The sequence below is a fragment of the Nevskia sp. genome (assembly GCF_021732705.1).
GTDB lineage: Bacteria > Pseudomonadota > Gammaproteobacteria > Nevskiales > Nevskiaceae > Nevskia.
Map to the genome: position 1 here is coordinate 225,912 of NZ_JAKFUM010000010.1, position 15,544 is coordinate 241,455.

12 protein-coding genes are annotated in these 15,544 nt (G+C 66.6%); 5 read left to right on the forward strand and 7 right to left on the reverse strand.

What is annotated here, in order from left to right:
- Positions 1-297 precede the first annotated feature (297 nt).
- The 3 genes from QZ951_RS12385 to QZ951_RS12395 all read left to right on the forward strand — a co-directional run bounded on the left by QZ951_RS12385 (position 298) and on the right by QZ951_RS12395 (position 5,135).
- Positions 298-2,100 carry an amidohydrolase family protein gene (locus QZ951_RS12385; protein WP_293000980.1) on the forward strand — a complete coding sequence of 601 codons (1,803 nt, stop codon included), beginning with the start codon at positions 298-300 and terminating at the stop codon, positions 2,098-2,100.
- Between the two features lie 2 nt (positions 2,101-2,102).
- Positions 2,103-2,774, forward strand: coding sequence for a TetR/AcrR family transcriptional regulator (locus tag QZ951_RS12390; protein WP_293000982.1), 672 nt, complete (start codon positions 2,103-2,105; stop codon positions 2,772-2,774).
- Positions 2,775-2,987: 213 nt separating this feature from the next.
- Positions 2,988-5,135 carry an EAL domain-containing protein gene (locus QZ951_RS12395; RefSeq protein WP_293000983.1) on the forward strand — a complete coding sequence of 716 codons (2,148 nt, stop codon included), beginning with the start codon at positions 2,988-2,990 and terminating at the stop codon, positions 5,133-5,135.
- On the opposite strand, the gene QZ951_RS12400 is transcribed toward QZ951_RS12395, so the two are convergent.
- The 3 genes from QZ951_RS12400 to QZ951_RS12410 form a co-directional block, all read right to left on the reverse strand.
- Positions 5,122-6,003, reverse strand: a complete 882-nt coding sequence (locus QZ951_RS12400; RefSeq protein ID WP_293000985.1) for a hypothetical protein — start codon at positions 6,001-6,003, stop codon at positions 5,122-5,124. The genes QZ951_RS12395 and QZ951_RS12400 overlap by 14 nt on opposite strands.
- A gap of 15 nt (positions 6,004-6,018) precedes the next feature.
- Positions 6,019-6,852 carry a HEAT repeat domain-containing protein gene (locus tag QZ951_RS12405; protein ID WP_293000986.1) on the reverse strand — a complete coding sequence of 278 codons (834 nt, stop codon included), beginning with the start codon at positions 6,850-6,852 and terminating at the stop codon, positions 6,019-6,021.
- Positions 6,853-7,126: 274 nt separating this feature from the next.
- Positions 7,127-7,279: a hypothetical protein gene (locus QZ951_RS12410; RefSeq protein ID WP_293000987.1), complete on the reverse strand. Its 153-nt coding sequence runs from the start codon at positions 7,277-7,279 to the stop codon at positions 7,127-7,129.
- 262 nt (positions 7,280-7,541) lie between these two features.
- Between QZ951_RS12410 and QZ951_RS12415 the strand changes: the two genes are divergently transcribed.
- Positions 7,542-8,255, forward strand: a complete 714-nt coding sequence (locus QZ951_RS12415) for a head GIN domain-containing protein (RefSeq protein WP_293000988.1) — start codon at positions 7,542-7,544, stop codon at positions 8,253-8,255.
- Positions 8,256-8,292: 37 nt separating this feature from the next.
- On the opposite strand, the gene QZ951_RS12420 is transcribed toward QZ951_RS12415, so the two are convergent.
- A complete protein-coding gene (locus QZ951_RS12420; protein WP_293000989.1) occupies positions 8,293-10,092 on the reverse strand; it encodes an acyl-CoA dehydrogenase in 1,800 nt (599 codons plus the stop codon).
- A 173-nt stretch (positions 10,093-10,265) separates the two neighbouring features.
- Between QZ951_RS12420 and QZ951_RS12425 the strand changes: the two genes are divergently transcribed.
- Positions 10,266-11,432: an acyl-CoA dehydrogenase family protein gene (locus QZ951_RS12425; protein ID WP_293000990.1), complete on the forward strand. Its 1,167-nt coding sequence runs from the start codon at positions 10,266-10,268 to the stop codon at positions 11,430-11,432.
- Between the two features lie 77 nt (positions 11,433-11,509).
- On the opposite strand, the gene QZ951_RS12430 is transcribed toward QZ951_RS12425, so the two are convergent.
- The 3 genes from QZ951_RS12430 to bamB form a co-directional block, all read right to left on the reverse strand.
- The gene (locus tag QZ951_RS12430) at positions 11,510-12,703 is read right to left on the reverse strand and encodes an MFS transporter (RefSeq protein ID WP_293000991.1); all 1,194 of its coding nucleotides are present in this window, start codon (positions 12,701-12,703) and stop codon (positions 11,510-11,512) included.
- A 55-nt stretch (positions 12,704-12,758) separates the two neighbouring features.
- On the reverse strand, positions 12,759-14,249 hold the full coding sequence (gene der / locus QZ951_RS12435; protein WP_366943895.1) for a ribosome biogenesis GTPase Der: 1,491 nt from the start codon (positions 14,247-14,249) through the stop codon (positions 12,759-12,761).
- A gap of 134 nt (positions 14,250-14,383) precedes the next feature.
- A complete protein-coding gene (gene bamB, locus QZ951_RS12440) occupies positions 14,384-15,541 on the reverse strand; it encodes an outer membrane protein assembly factor BamB (protein ID WP_293000992.1) in 1,158 nt (385 codons plus the stop codon).
- Between the last annotated feature and the right edge of the window lie 3 nt (positions 15,542-15,544).

A 15,544-nucleotide genomic window follows, 5' to 3' on the forward strand; every position in this document is an offset into this window, starting at 1 on the left:
CTTGAGGTTGGGCGCCACGTTGTCACCGTGCGCCTGAATCCATCGTGAATGCGACGGGTTGCCGCATCGTGGATGACTTCTTTCCACTATGGGATGCATCGTGCCGTTGCCGACGATGCCGCTCCAGTGGTCTGCGTCCGCCATTTGATACTGATCGTTCAACCGCCGGCGCCATCGCAGACCGGCACCTGACCGACATCAACGCGCACTCCTGTTTGATTTGATTGGCAATATTTAGATTGCAGTCACTTTCTATCTTTCGTACGCTGGCGGCTCGGCCTCTTACCGGTGACTGCCATGCCCGCACACGCTGCCTTCGATCTGATCATCAAGAACGGCCGCCATTTCGATGGAACGGGCGCGCCGTCGGGCATTCGCCACCTCGGCATCCGTGACGGCCGGGTCCGCGCGATCTCGACCACGGCGCTCGATGAAACCGGCTGCCCCGAGGTGATCGATGCCGCCGGGCAGTGGGTCACGCCCGGCTTTCTCGACACCCACACGCATTATGACGCCGAACTCCTCGCTGGGCCGGGCCTCAAGGAAAGCGTGCGCCACGGCATCACCACGGTGACCTTCGGCTCCTGCTCGATCGGCATGGTCTGCTCGGAAGCCGAGGACTGCTCGGACCTGTTCACCCGCGTCGAGTCGATCCCGCGCGAGCAGGTGCTGCCGCTGCTGCGCCGGACCAAGACCTGGAACACGCCGCGCGCCTATGTCGATCATCTCGAGCAGATGCCGCTCGGGCCGAATGTCACCGCGTTCCTCGGCCACTCCGACCTGCGCGTGTCGGTGATGGGCCTGAGCCGCGCGGTCGATGCCAAGGTGCAGCCGACCGAAGCCGAAATGCAGCGGATGGAGGCCGTGCTTGCCGAAGGGCTGGACGTCGGCCTGCTGGGCCTGTCCACGATGACGACCAAGTGGGACAAGCTCGACGGCGACCGCGAACGCTCGAAGTCGCTGCCGACCACCTACGCCAAGTGGCGCGAGTACGCGCGGCTGAATCGCCTGCTGCGTGCCCGCGGCCGCATCCATCAGGGGGCGCCGGACATCGTCACCAAGATCAACATGTTCGCCTTCCTGTTCGCGAGCTTCGGCTGGTTCCGCAAGCCGCTGAAGACCACGCTGATCACGCTGATGGACGTGAAATCGAACGGCTTGCTGCATCGCGTCGTCGGCAAGCTGGCCCATGTCTGCAACCGCTTCTTCAACGCCAACTTTCGCTGGCAGGCGCTGCCCTGCCCGTTCGAGGTTCATGCCGACGGCATCGATCTGGTGATCTTCGAGGAATTCGGCGCCGGCGAGGCCGCACTGCACCTGGCCGACGAGATCGCTCGCAACGACCTGATGCAGGACGAAAAGTATCGCCGCTGGTTCCGCCGCAACTACGACTCGAAGCTGACGCCGCGGGTCTGGCACCGCAATTTCCACGATGCCGAGATCGTCGACTGCCCGGATCGCGCGCTGGTTGGGAAGAGCTTTGGCGCCATCGCCGATGTCCGCGGCATCCACCCGGTCGACGCCTTCCTCGATCTGGTCGTCGCCCACGGCCGCAAGCTGCGCTGGAAGACCACGATCGGCAATCATCGTCGCGCACGACTCGAGGCGATCGTGCAGGACAAGGGCGCGATCATCTCGTTCTCCGACGCCGGCGCCCACATCCGCAACATGGCGTTCTACAACTTCCCGCTGCAGCTGCTGAAGCTGGTCAACGACGCGATCGTCGAGAACCGCCGCTTCATGAGCGTCGAGCACGCCGTCCATCGTCTGACCGGAGAGCTCGGCGACTGGTTCGGCATCGACGCCGGCCACCTGCGGCTGGGCGACCGGGCCGACATCGCCATCATCGATCCGAACGGCCTCGACGACGCGATCAAGGCCTACGCCGAAGCGCCGATGCCGGAATTCGGCGGCATCCTGCGCATGGTCAACCGCAATGACCGCGCCGTGTCCGCCACGATCATCAACGGCCGGATCGCCTGGCGCGATGGCCGCTTCGCCGCCGACTTCGGCCAGGCGCGCGGCTACGGCCGCTTCCTGCGCGCCGACGAGATCCCGGCGCGACCGCCGGCCGACGAGGCGCTGGCCCGCGCGGCGTGACGATGGCGTTCGACTCCCCGGCAGACAGCGCCGCCGCGACCGGAGCGACGGTCGCGGCCGGCGTGGCCCCTCGCCGTACCCAAGCCGAGCGCCGGGCCGAGATGGTTCGGCGCCTGCTCGATGCCGCCACGGCAGCGCTGATCGAGGTCGGCTACAACCGCACCACGGTGCAGGAAATCTGCACCCGAGCCGGCGTCTCGCAAGGCGCGCTGTTCCGGCATTTCAGCACCCGCATCGCGTTGATGATCGAGCTGGCCGAAGACATCGGCAGCGGCCTGCGCGCGTTGTACCGGCGAGACTTCGAACAGCATCCGGCGCGGCGCGAGGACGAGCTGCGCCTGGCGCTGGAACTGCTCCGCAGCAACGTTGCCTCGCCGCTGCATCAGGCTTGGTTCGAACTGCTGATGGCGGCGCGCACCGACCCGGCGCTGCACGCCGCCCTGCTGCCGATCTGGCAGCGTCGTTCGGCCGAAGATCAGGCATTGGCCGCCATGCTGCTGCCGGCAGCGGCGCGCGAATTGCCTGATTTCGCGGTGATCGTCGACACCATCGTGACCCTGTTCCACGGCGAGGGTGTCGATCGCTTCCTGCGCGACGATCCGACCGCCGAGCAGCGCCGGATGGACTGGCTGCTGCAGCAATTGCGCCCGCTGCTGAGCGCGGCGCCGATCTGATCCGGCGTCCTTTCCGGCGCCCGGTCCGACGCACGCCGATGACCCGGGGCCATGCCGGAAGCGCGATGACGCCAGCTATCCGGAATCATGAACCGATAGTTAATCCGGATTGACTTTTATCGGCCGCAAGCTATCGGGCTTGCACTATGATCATGCTTTGAGATCAAGCGTTTCCCGACTCGCCTGCTTCGCGAGCTCACGCCCCCGGCCCGAATGAAGAAGCTCTTCCTCAGCGTTCGCACCCGACTGCTCGCCCTGTGCCTGAGCCTGGTGGCGGTGCTGGGCGGTGCCAGCGTAATGCTGGGCTACCTGATCCTGCGCGATCAGGACTTCCAGCTGGCGCAGCAGAAGCAGTACGACCGCTTCGAGACGATCTATTCCGCTCAGCAGGCGATGAGCCTGCTGCGCCATCGCGGTGGTCAGCTGAACTCAGCCGTGCTCGCCCGCGACGCCGAACTGCAGAGCCGTGCCAAGGCCGCGCAGGAGAAGGCCAAGGCCGCGCTCGATCGGGAACTGGTCAAGCTGGCGGCGTTCGACCCCGCGAGCGCGCGGATCATCGACGACAGCATGGCCGACGTGCCGGGCCTGACCCGCAAGGTCATGGAAGCGCTGATCAGCGGCCAGCAGGCGCAATCGGCCCCGGTGTTCGGCGCCTTGCAGCAGAAGCTGAACGTGATCGAGGAAACGCTGCAGCGTGCCAGCCAGCGCGAGCAGGCGCTGGCCACGGCGATCCAGTCGCGCGAGCGCGTTCGCGTGCAGCGCGCGATCCAGCTGGCGGCGGTGATCATCATCGGCGCCGGTCTGGCCGGCGTGCTGGTGACGCTGGCCGTCGTCCGCTCGATCATCCGGCCGCTGCAGGCCACGACGAACGCGATCCGACAGGTCAACAGCGGCGAGATCGACATCGACCTGCCGCCGATCCGCTCCGACGAGTTCGGGGACATGGCCGTGGCGTTGCGCCAGTTCCGGGATCAGGCCGAGCGCCTGCGCCGTCTCGCGTATCAGGATCCGCTGACCGGGCTCGGCAATCACGCGCGGCTCGAGGAAAGCCTGCAGCGGGCGATCGAGCGTGCGCGCCAGACGCGGGAATCGCTGGCGCTGCTGTATGTCGATCTCGACAACTTCCGCGCCGTCAACGACAAGTTCGGCCACAAGGCCGGCGACCGCTACCTGTGCGAGGCGAAGTCGCGCCTGCATCGCTTCATGCCGTACGACGCGCTGCTGTGCCGCCACAGCGGCGACAAGTTCACGATCATGGTCGAAGGCCTCGATGCCGGCCCGAGCCTCGAAGGCCTGCTGCGAGATCAGGCCGACTGCATCCTGCGCGGGCTGGCCGAAAGCTATCCGTTTGGCGATCACCTGCTGAACATGTCGGTGTCGATCGGCATCGCCGTGTTCCCGGGCGATGGCGAGACGGCCGAGCAGATCCTGTCCAGTGCCGACGCGGCGATGTATGTCGCCAAGAAGAACGGCCGCAACAACGCCCGCTTCGCGTCGGCCCAGCTGACCGGCACGATGCGCAAGCAGCTGGCGCTGGCCAGCGACATCCGGCGCGGGCTTGAGCGCGGCGAGTTCGAGCCGTTCTACCAGCCGGTGGTCGATGTCGAGCGCGGCCGCGTGGTCGGCGCCGAAGCGCTGCTGCGCTGGCGCCATCCGGAGAACGGCCTGCTGCCGCCGAGCGAATTCATCCAGGTGGCGGAGGAATCCGGCCTGATCAACCAGCTCGGCGAGCTGTGCCTGATGAAGGCACACGAACAGTCGCTGATCTGGGCCTCGCGCAATCGGCCGCTGCGGATTTCGGTGAACCTGTCGGTGCGCCAGGTGCACGACGGCAAGATCCTGCAGATCCTGCGCGGGCTGCGCACGGCGCCGGGCCAGCGCGAACGCCTGATCGATTTCGAACTGACCGAGAGCGCGCTGCTGGACTCCACCGAGTACAGCCACAACATGCTGATGGAAATCAAGAAACTCGGTTTCCGCATCGGTCTGGACGATTTCGGTACCGGATACTCGTCGTTCAGCTACCTGCAGCGTCTGCCGATCGACAAGATCAAGATCGATCGCCAGTTCGTGATCTCGATGGGCACCTCGAAACAGGCGCTGGCGATCGTCTCGGCAACACTGACCCTCGCCCAGAACCTCGACCTCGGCGTGATTGCCGAAGGTGTCGAGAACACCGAACAGATGCGCCAGCTGCGCATTCTCGGCTGCAAGTTGCAGCAGGGCTTCTACTTCACGCGCGCGCTGCCGGCGGCGGATTTCGAGGCCTGGGCCGCCGCGTTCGAGCAGAACGGCATGGCGGCGCATGCCACCGCCGTGGCGGCGCGGGAACCGGTGACGATCGGCCTCAGCGCACGCTGAGGCGCGCGTGCGCCTGATTGACGACCAGCGGCGACGCATCGGCCGTCGCCCGTTCCCAGATTCGCGCGGCATCGTCCGGCAGCAGCTTCGCGAGTGATTCGTAGGCGGTCAGCCGCGTGCGCCGACACGGGTGCCGCAGCGCGAGATCGGTCAGCAACTGGCAGGTTTCGGAATTGCCGGCAAGTCCGGCCATGGTCACGACGTTGACCCGGCGCGAGCCGTCGGATTCCGCCGGGTAATTGGTGATCGTGCGGCGCTCGAGATCGAAGAAGTACTGATCGCGCGAGCGGACTTCCGGCGTCTCCACCATCAGGTTCAGCGTGATGCTGAGATCCTCCGGCGGATACTGCACGTGCAGGTCGCGGCTCGCCCGGTACAGCATCGCCCGGCCGGACGCGAAATGCGTGCGCTCGAGAAAGCGGAAGTCCACCGGCTCGCCCGGATAGCCCTCGACCTTGTCGTGCTCGTACTCGTAGATTTCCGTCACGTAGCCGGGGCCGAAGTAGCCAACGGTCATGAAGTGGTAGTTGTGGTCGTGCGCCACGTTGTACGAGAACTGGTCCTGATAGACCCGACCGGCCGCGATGTCCGCCGTCGAGGGCCAGGCGTTGGCGCGCACATAGAAGTTCTTGCCTTCGCCGAGAAAGATCACCTGGGCCGAGGCGACCGTCGCGCCCTTGAAGATGCCCTTCATCTGGCGATTGAGCTGGTTGACGACCAGATCCCGGTCATTGGCGAGTGCGGCAAGCATCGGGGCCGCTTCCGCGATGCTGTCGACATCGCGCAGGTCGACCTCGCGCCGCACGTGGTCGATGAACTCCTCGAGACCGATCGAGCGGCTGGTCGTGCAGGGAATCGTCAGCGCCATGGACAGGACATCCGTTCAGCGTTTCCGGGGAGCCTGCTCGGCACGATCGAGCGATTTCTTCGCCGCGCGCCGAATGTGGGGATGCGGATCATCGAGCGCGACCTTCAGCCGCTTCAACGCCTCCGAACGGCTGAGACGGCCGATGCTCTGGATCGCGGCCCAGCGCACGTTCGGGTTGGCATGGCCAGCCAGGTCCTGCAGCGGCGCCAGTGACGATTGATGCGCGAGCCGCCCGAGCAGATAGGCCCCGACCCGGAGCTGGGTCGACGACAGGTCGGCATCGTTGGCCTGCCACGGATGCAGCGTTTCCTTGCTGAACAGCCACTCCAGCATCTGGAACGGCGCCGTCGTCAGCTTCAGCACGAGCTGCGGCTCGCCGATCTGGAAATCGTAGGCGAACTGCTGCGATTGCAGACGCAGCACCTCGCTCGGCGCCACGGTGAGGCCGGCATCGCGCTCGAGCTTCAGCGATGGATCGAAGACCGCGTTGTCGTAGCCTGCCGGCAGCCGGAAGCGGTCGACGACCAGCGGCCGGCCGCCGATCGGCGCATACAGTCCCAGGAACGGCGTGCTGTGGATGTAGCGTCGCGGGGTGTCGAACACCGCCAGCGACAGCGCGAAGCCGGCGCCCCGATGCAGCATGATCTGCTTCGGCGGCCAGTCCCCGACGTGGTTGGGGTCGGCCACCAGCGCCTTGAGCTGTGCGACCAGCACCGCTTCGACGAAACCGGGATCGGCCAGCTTGCGGAACAGCGGCTCGCAATCCCAGAAGGATTCGAGGCGGTCGGGCTGAAAGCGGGTACGAACCTGCTCGGCAAATACCGTGATCAATCGGTTGGATTCGGACATGCAGACGGGAGGGGGACAGCGAGCGCGTCAACCCTTGCGCGCCCGCCGACATTAGTGCGTTCGCGCAGCGTGCGCCACTGCCGGCAGGCAGGCAGACGACCGATGGTTTCGCGATGCCGATGGCCCGGCGTCAGGCACAAAAAAACCCGGCCTCGGGGAGTGGCCGGGTTTGCGTCCGCTTGCTTCAGGCCTGTGGGGAGGGCCGGCGCTGCAAGACGAAACGAAGCACTGCTTGAACCATGCCGGTGCTGACGGCACGGCTTCAGCGAATCGGTCAGGCGTTGGCGACCGGCAGGCGATACGAAACCAGATAGAAGGCCGCATGATTGGCTTCCGACGAAGCGGATTCCTCGGCGCCGACGCCGGCGACGTCATACTCCAGATCGCAGATATCGAGGAAATCGTTCTGGTGGGTATCGAGGTTCATCGAGAAGCTCCTAGGCTCTGTTCTGGTGGCGGGAAGGGGGTTGTATCCCGTGCAGCAACCGTACCCCACCCGAAGGCAAATGTAAATATTTACGACCTGACAATCCTGATTTTTTATTGAGGCTTCCGTCTTTCCTGAATTCGAGGGCTGTGCGAAGCCGCACTTCGCGCGTTCGCACGGCGGCTGACATCGTCACGCCGCGTTGCATCCAATCTGCGGCCGGCGGCATCCAACCGGTATTCGCGCGCCACCGGAGACCGCCATGAACCATCGCTTTGTCGTGCTGTCCAGCCTCGCCTGCGCCGTGATCTGGCTCGGTCTGGCCGATCTGCAGAGCGCCGTCGCCCACGATGACGGCCCGCACACCGGTCACCGCGAAGGCTGGTGGGGCGACCAGGTCCGCGGCTCCGGCAAGATCGTTCGCGAGACGCGCGAAATCGAGGAATTCGACGAGATCGACCTGCGCGACAGCACCGATCTGGAGCTGACCATCGGCAGCCCGCGCTCGCTGACGGTGGAAGCCGACGACAACCTGATGTCGCACATCGTCACATCCATCGGCGGCAAGCGCCTGCGCGTCGAAAGTCACGGCAGCTACACGACGCGGCACAGCCCGAAGCTGATCGTCACGGTGCCGTCGCTGACTGCGCTCGCGATCCACGGCAGCGGCGACGCCACGCTGGTCGGCCTCAGCGGCGAGCGCCTGAAGCTGTCGATCGACGGCTCCGGCGACATCCGGGCGCGCGGCGATGCCGGCACGCTGGAGCTGCGCATCAACGGCTCGGGCGATGCCGACCTGTCCCGTCTCGTCGCCCGCAGCGCGACCGTCGCCATCAACGGCAGCGGCGATGCGCGCCTCGACGTTCGCGAACAGCTTGACGCCGTGGTCAATGGCAGCGGCGACATTCGCTACGACGGCGAACCGGCGCGGGTCCAGAAGCGCGTGCGCGGCAGCGGCGAGATCTCCGCGCGCTGACCGTTCGCGCCGCGACGCGTTGGTGCCGCAGCGCCGCTCAGAACGCTGCGATCGGCATGGTCAGCGTGGTGTCGTCGAGGCTGTCGAGCAGCGCCGCTGCCACCGCCGTCTTCGGCAGTTCGTGCCGGAAGAAATAGCGGCAGGCCTGCAGCTTGCCGGCGTAGAAGTCCGCGTCGTCGCCAACGGCAGCGCCTGACGCGGCCCTCGCAATCACCGCCTGCCGCAGCCACAGCCAGGCGATGACCGTGTGGCCGACGAGATCGAGATAGCTCGCGGCATTGGCGAGAAACCGTTCGGTGCGACCGGACGCCGCCACCGCCGCCAGCGCCTGCGTCGTCCGCGCGATCCGGTCGACCGCAGCCGACAGCGCCGTCGCGAACTCGGCCAGTGCCGGCTCGTCCGCCGCCTCGGCAACCGTTCCCGCCATCTCACCGAGCAGCAGCTTCAGTGCCGCCCCGTCCTGCATCATCGCCTTGCGCCCGAGCAGATCGAGCGCCTGAATGCCGTTGGTGCCTTCATGGATCGGGTTCAGGCGGTTGTCGCGATACAGCCGCTCCACCGGGTAGTCCCGCGTGTAGCCGTAACCCCCGAGGACCTGGATCGCCAGCTTGTTCGCCTCCAGCCCCCACTCCGATGGCCAGGCCTTCGCGACCGGCGTCAGGATCTCGAGCAGCAGCCGGCAGCGCCGGTGCTCGGCCTCGTCGACCGCCGTTTCAAGCCGATCGACCAGCGTGGCGCAGTACAGGCCGAGCGCCAGCCCCCCTTCGACATACGCCTTCTGCGCCAGCAGCATCCGGCGCACGTCGGCGTGCTCGATGATCGCGACCGGCTTCGACGACGGATCGCGGTTCGTCGCCGGGCGACCCTGCAGCCGGGTGCGCGCGTAGTCCAGCGAGTAGCGGTAGCCGACATAGCCGAGCATCGTCGCCCCGAGGCCGACGCTGATCCGGGCCTCGTTCATCATGTGGAACATGCAGGCGAGGCCGTCATGCTCGTGCCCCACCCGCTCGCCGATCGCCGGCTCGGCCTCGCCGAAGTTCAGCGCACAGTTGGTCGTGCCGCGATAGCCCATCTTGTGGTTCAGACCCGCCAGCCGCACGCCGTTGCGTTCGCCCGGATTGCCGTCGGCATCGAGCCGCCGCTTCGGCACGATGAACAGCGAGATACCGCGGGTGCCGGCCGGTGCGCCGTCGATGCGCGCCAGCACCAGATGCACGATGTTCTCGCTCAACTCGTGCTCGCCGCCGCTGATCCACATCTTGCTGCCGACCAGGTGGTAGCGGCCATCCGGCTGCGGAATCGCCCGGGTGCGGATATCGGCCAGCGACGACCCAGCCTGCGGCTCGGACAGGCACATCGTCCCGAAGAATCGCCCGGCGATCATCGGCTGCATGTAGCGCCGCTGCTGCTCCGGCGTGCCGTGCACGCGCAGCAGGTTCGCCGCGGCCGCAGTCAGGAACGGATAGCCGGACGTGCCGCAGTTGGCGCCGACGAACAGGCCGTTCACCGCGGCCGCGATCGTGTACGGCAACTGCAGGCCGCCGTGCTCGATGCCGAACGAGGTGCCGAGGAAGCCGGCCTCGATGTACGCGCGGAGTGCCGCCTGCACTTCCGGAATCATCTGCACCTGCTGGCCGTCGAAGTGCGGCTCGTGCGCGTCGGCCTTCGCGGCATGCGGCAGGAATTCGTCGACCGCCAGCCGGTGCGCCGCCTCGATCACCTGATCGAAGGTTTCGCGATCATGCATCGCGAAGCGCGGCCGGCCGCACAGCGCCGTAGCGTCGAGCAGTTCATACAGCAGGAAATCGAGATCGCGGCGGTTGATCAGCGGGGACATGACGGGACTCGGAAACGGACGGGAATCCGGAAGGAGGCCGATGGTACGTCGGCGCCGGGTTCGCCACGACATCGAGGCTCCGGCGTCGGCAGGATTTGCCCACTGGTAAACACTCGTGCGCCCATTTTCCTTATCCTTGTCGTCTCCCCGAATTGCCCCTTGAGGACCCCTGCATGAACGCCGCTGCTCCGCTGACCGTGGTCGACGCCGAAGAACTGAGCCTGTTCCGCGACAACGTGGTTCGTTTCCTCAAGGACAACGTCGAGCCGCATTACGAGAAATGGGAAAAGGCCGGCATCTTCCCGAAGGAGCTGTACCTGGAACTCGGTGCGGCCGGCCTGCTGTGCGTCGACCTGCCGGAAGCCTACGGCGGTGCCGGTGCGCCGTTCGAATTCTCGATGGTGGTGCTGGAAGAAGCCGCGCGCATGGGCTTCCTGGCGCTGGCGTCGAACCTGTCGGTGCATTCCGACATTGCCGCACCGTACATCCTGCATCTCGGCACCGAAGCCCAGCGCCAGAAGTACCTGCCGCGCATGGTCAGCGGCGAATGCATCGGCGCCATCGGCATGAGCGAGCCGGGTGCCGGCTCCGACCTGCAGGGCATGAAGACCTCGGCGATCGATGACGGCAACGGCGGCTACGTCATCAACGGCTCGAAGACCTTCATCACCAACGGCCAGCACGCTGGCGTCGTGGTCCTCGCGACCAAGACCGACCCGAAGGCCGGCGCCAAGGGCACCACGCTGTTCACCTTCGACACCACCCTGCCCGGCTTCAAGCGCGGCCGGAATCTCGACAAGGTCGGCATGCATGCCGCCGACACCAGCGAACTATTCTTCGACAATGTGCGGATCAGCGCCGACGAGGTGCTGGGCCGCGTCGGTGGCGGCTTCGGCCACCTGATCGACGAACTGCCGCGCGAGCGTCTGGCGCTGGCGGTGACCGCCGTCGGCCATGCCCAGGGCGCGCTGGAGAAGACCATCGAGTACACCAAGAGCCGCAAGGCCTTCGGCGCACCGATTTCGAGCCTGCAGAACACCCGCTTCGAACTGGCCAAGTGCAAGACCGACATCGAGGTGCACCGCGCCTTCGTCGAGAAGTGCAACACGCAGTACGCCAGCGGCCAGCTCGACGTGCCGACGGCGGCGATGGTCAAGCTCGCGACCACCGAGATGGAAGGCCGCGTCACCGACGCCTGCCTGCAGCTGTTCGGCGGCTACGGCTACATGACCGAGTACCCGATCAGCCGCTACTGGGCCGATGCCCGCATCCAGCGCATCTACGGCGGCACCAGCGAAATCATGAAGGAAGTGATTGCGCGGTCGCTGGTCGGGCGCTGATGGCCGGGCAGGGGTCAGCCTGACAAGGACGCAGCCTCGCCATGGATGGCGGGGAAAGCGAGTTCGAAGCGGGCGACTCAAGCCTCCCCGCCAATCTCCGGCAAAGGCTCATCGACCGGATGCGGCTCGTCCTTCGGAAAGCGGAAGCTGTTCCAGCCGATCAGCGCCGACACGCCGCCAGCCGCAACGATCAGGCCGACCACGCCGGGCCAGCCGGCCCAGTGCCAGACCACGGCCGGCAGCACGCCGCCGACGCTGCCGCCCGCGTAGTAGCAGGTCACGTACAGGCCCACCGCCGGGCCCCGTTCGGCGCCGGCGGACTCACCGACGAAACTCGTGGTCGTGGTCTGAGCCACGAACAGGCCGAGCGAGAACAGCGCCAGTCCGGCGGCGACCGCCAGCAGCAGCGGCAACAGGGTCGCCAGCAGGCCGCAGACGGCGATCACCCAGGCCAGCACCAGCACCCGCGCGTGGCCGAAGCGGTTCAGCAGTCGGCCGGAATACGGCGTCACCAGCACGCCGATCACGTAGACGCCGAAGATCGATGACAGCGCCGCCGGCCCGAGCGCGAACGGCGGCTCGGACAGGTGCAGCGTCATGTAGGTGAAGCCGCCGACCAGCGCGAACAGCATCAGAAAACCCGTCGCGTAGGCCCCGCGCAGGCCCGGCCGGAGCATCAGCGGCAGCAGCGGCGTTCTCGGCGATCCCCTGAGCTTCGGCTGATCCCGGCCCGGCGGCAGCCAGGCCCGGATCGCCAGCGCCAGCAGCAACTGCACGACCGCGAGCGCGGCGAAACCCCAGCGCCAGCCGGCGAACTCGGCGACAACACCGGACAGGAAACGCCCGACGAAGCCGCCGCCGATGGTCCCGGCCACGTACACCGCCGTCACTGCCCGCGCCTCGGCCGCCGGCCATTCCTCGGCGATGTAGGCCACGGTCACCGCGAAGATGCCCGGCAGGCAAAGGCCCTGTACCAATCGGATCGCCATCAGCGCTTCCGGCGTCGGCGCCAGCCCGGCGAAAAGTCCCGGAATCACCGCCAGGAACGCTGCGATCACGATCACGCGGCGACGGCCATAGCGATCGGCCAGCAGACCGGCGAACGGTGCCGCGAGCGCGACACCAAACGTCCCGGCCGAGACGATCAGCCCGGCCCGCGCCGCGTCGTCACCGATCCATGCCCGCAGCAGCGGCAGCAGCGACTGCGGCGCATAGAGATTGATGAAGGCCGCAACCCCGGCGAGGATCACGGCGAGACGGCGACGGTTCATGCGCAACTCGAAGGACCGCTTGAAGCCATCGCCCTGAACTCGGCGAGACCCGCCACTACTTCTTGGTCTTCGCCGACTGCGCCGCGAGCCGCTTCTTCTTCATCTGCATGGCCTGCGACAGGTCGCTCTTCTTGTTCTTGAACGGGTTGTCGCCGGTCTTGAATTCGAGCTTCAGCGGCACGCCCTTGAGCTTGAACGCGTCGCGGAAGGTGTTCGCGAGGTAGCTCTTGTAGCTGTCCTTGAGCTTGTCGGTCTGGTTGCCGTGAATCATGATCTCCGGCGGGTTGCGGCCGGTCTGATGGCAGTAGCGCAGCTTGATCCGGCGGCCGAGGATGGCGTGCGGCGCGTGCTTCTCGATCGCGGCGATCAGCACGCGGTTCAGTTCCGGTGTCGGCATCTCGCGGGTCGTCGCCTCGTAGCCGGCGACGACGTGCTCCATCAGCTCGCGCAGGCCCGAACCGTGCAGCGCCGAGATGAAGTTCACCGGCACGTAGTCGAGAAACGGCAGCTTGAAGTCGACCATCTCGCGCACCCACTTGCGCTTGTCGGTGTCCAGCCCGTCCCACTTGTTGACCGCCAGCACCATCGCCCGGCCGTGGTGGGCAACGAGGCCCATCACCCGCGCGTCGTGCGTGCCGATCTCGTCGTGGGCATCGACCATCGCGATCACCACGTGCGCGCGGTCGATCGCCTGCAAGGTCTTGACGATCGAGAACTTCTCGATCACTTCGGTGACGCGTGCCTTGCGCCGGATGCCGGCGGTGTCGATCAGTTCGAAGGCCTTGCCGCCCCATTCGAACGGCACGCTGATCGAATCGCGCGTGGTGCCCGGCTCGTTCGACGACAGCACGCGGTTCTCGCCGATCAGCCGGTTGACCAGCGTCGACTTGCCGGCGTTCGGGCGCCCGACGATCGCCACGCGGATCTTGCCGTCATCGAATTCCGGCTCGAAAGCGCCCGCCGGCGTATTGGCCAGCAGTTCGCGCAGCAAGGCCCCGATGCCATCGCCATGCTCGGCGGAGATCGTCGTCGGCTCGCCCAGGCCCAGCTTGTAGAACTCGGCGACCAGCGACTTGGTCATCCCTTCGGATTTGTTCGCCAGCAGCCGCACCGGCTTGCCGAGCTTGCGCAGCACGCTGGCAATCTCGATGTCGGACGCCATCAGCCCGGCCTTGGCATCGACCAGGAACAGCACGGTGTCGGCGTCCTCGATCGCGATGCGCGCCTGCGCTTCGGCAAGGGCGGCCAGTGCGTCGTCGGATTCCGGCATCAGGCCGCCGGTGTCGACGACGATGAAGCGCTTGTCCTCGAACTTGCCCTGCCCGTACTGACGGTCACGGGTCAGGCCGGCGTAGTCGGCCACCAGGGCATCGCGGCTGTTGGTGAAGCGGTTGAACAGGGTCGACTTGCCGACATTCGGCCGGCCGACCAGCGCGATCACCGGCAGCACGTTGACCGGCGTTTCCGCCGCCGCAACAGGGGATTCAGCGGCCGGCTGGACGGATTCGGTTGTGGCCTCGGAAGGCACTTCTGGGATGCTGCTCATGATTCACGACCACCGGGAAAAGCTGACGATTCAAGCACTTGCGCACTCATCGCCATGACGACAAAAGCCCCGGAGCGGACGCTCCGGGGCGTGGGAACCGCATCCGGGCAAGCGGTGCCCGGACCCATCAAGACTCAGCGCGACGTGCCGATGCGGTAGGCGGCGAGCTTGCCATCGACATCCATCACGAACAGGCGCTCGCCATCGCTGACCGGCGGCGCGGTGATCGGCTCGCCGCCGAGATTGTTGCGGGCAACGAGACGGCCTTCGCCGTTCTCGTACCAGTGCAGGTAACCCTTGTAGTCGCCGACGACGGCATATTGGCCGAGCGTGATCGGCGGCGACAGGCGGCGGTACTTCACGCCTTCCTGCTTCCAGCTGACGGCACCGGACTCCGGATCGAGGCTCCACAGCACGCCGTCGTTGTCGGTGACGTACAGGTGCTTGGGATCGGCGAACATGCCGGAATAGCTCTTGATGCTGCGGCGCCAGCGGCTTTCGCCGCTCGCGGGATCGAGCAGCGCGATGTCGTTGCCATAGGTCACGACATACAGGCCGTTGTCGGATGCAATCAGATCGGCATCGATGTCGGTCAGGCGGTCGAGATCGCCGCGGCCGGTCGGAACCGAGATGTTCTGTTCCCACGCGGTGACGCCATCGGCCAGGTTCAGCGCCACCAGCTTGCCGCTGTCGAGCCCGGTGTAGACCTTGTTGCCGAGGATCAGCGGCTCGGACAGGCCGCGCAGGGTCAGCGTCGGCACCTGACGGTCGAAGCTCCAGATGCGGCTGCCATCCTTTGCCGACAGGCCGAACTGCTTGCCGTCGACGCCGCGGACCACGACGATGTCGCCGCTGCCGACCGGCGCTGCGGTCAGCTCGCTGGCGAAGTTCGCGCGCCACACTTCCTTGCCCGTGGCGCGCTGCAGCGCGATGGCGTCGCCATCGAGCGTGCCGACCAGCACCAGGTCGCCCGACACGCTCGGCCCGGAAATGACGCGAGCCTTCGTCGAGGTGCTCCAGATCGTGGCACCGGTCTTCGGCGACAGCGCCACGACCTTGCCGTCGACCGATGCGGTGTACAGCGCATCCGCTTCGAGTGCCAGACGCAGGCCGGCGTAGAAACCGCCGCTGCCGTTCCCGATCGAACGCGACCAGACCTGCTCGACCTTGATTTCCGGCGATTTCAGCTCGGCCAGCTTGGTCGGCTGACGAACCTTCGGCTTCGACGAACAGGCGCTGCTGCCGAGCAGCGCGATACCGAGTGCAACGCCGAGTGCAGCAGCGCGGCGCATCGG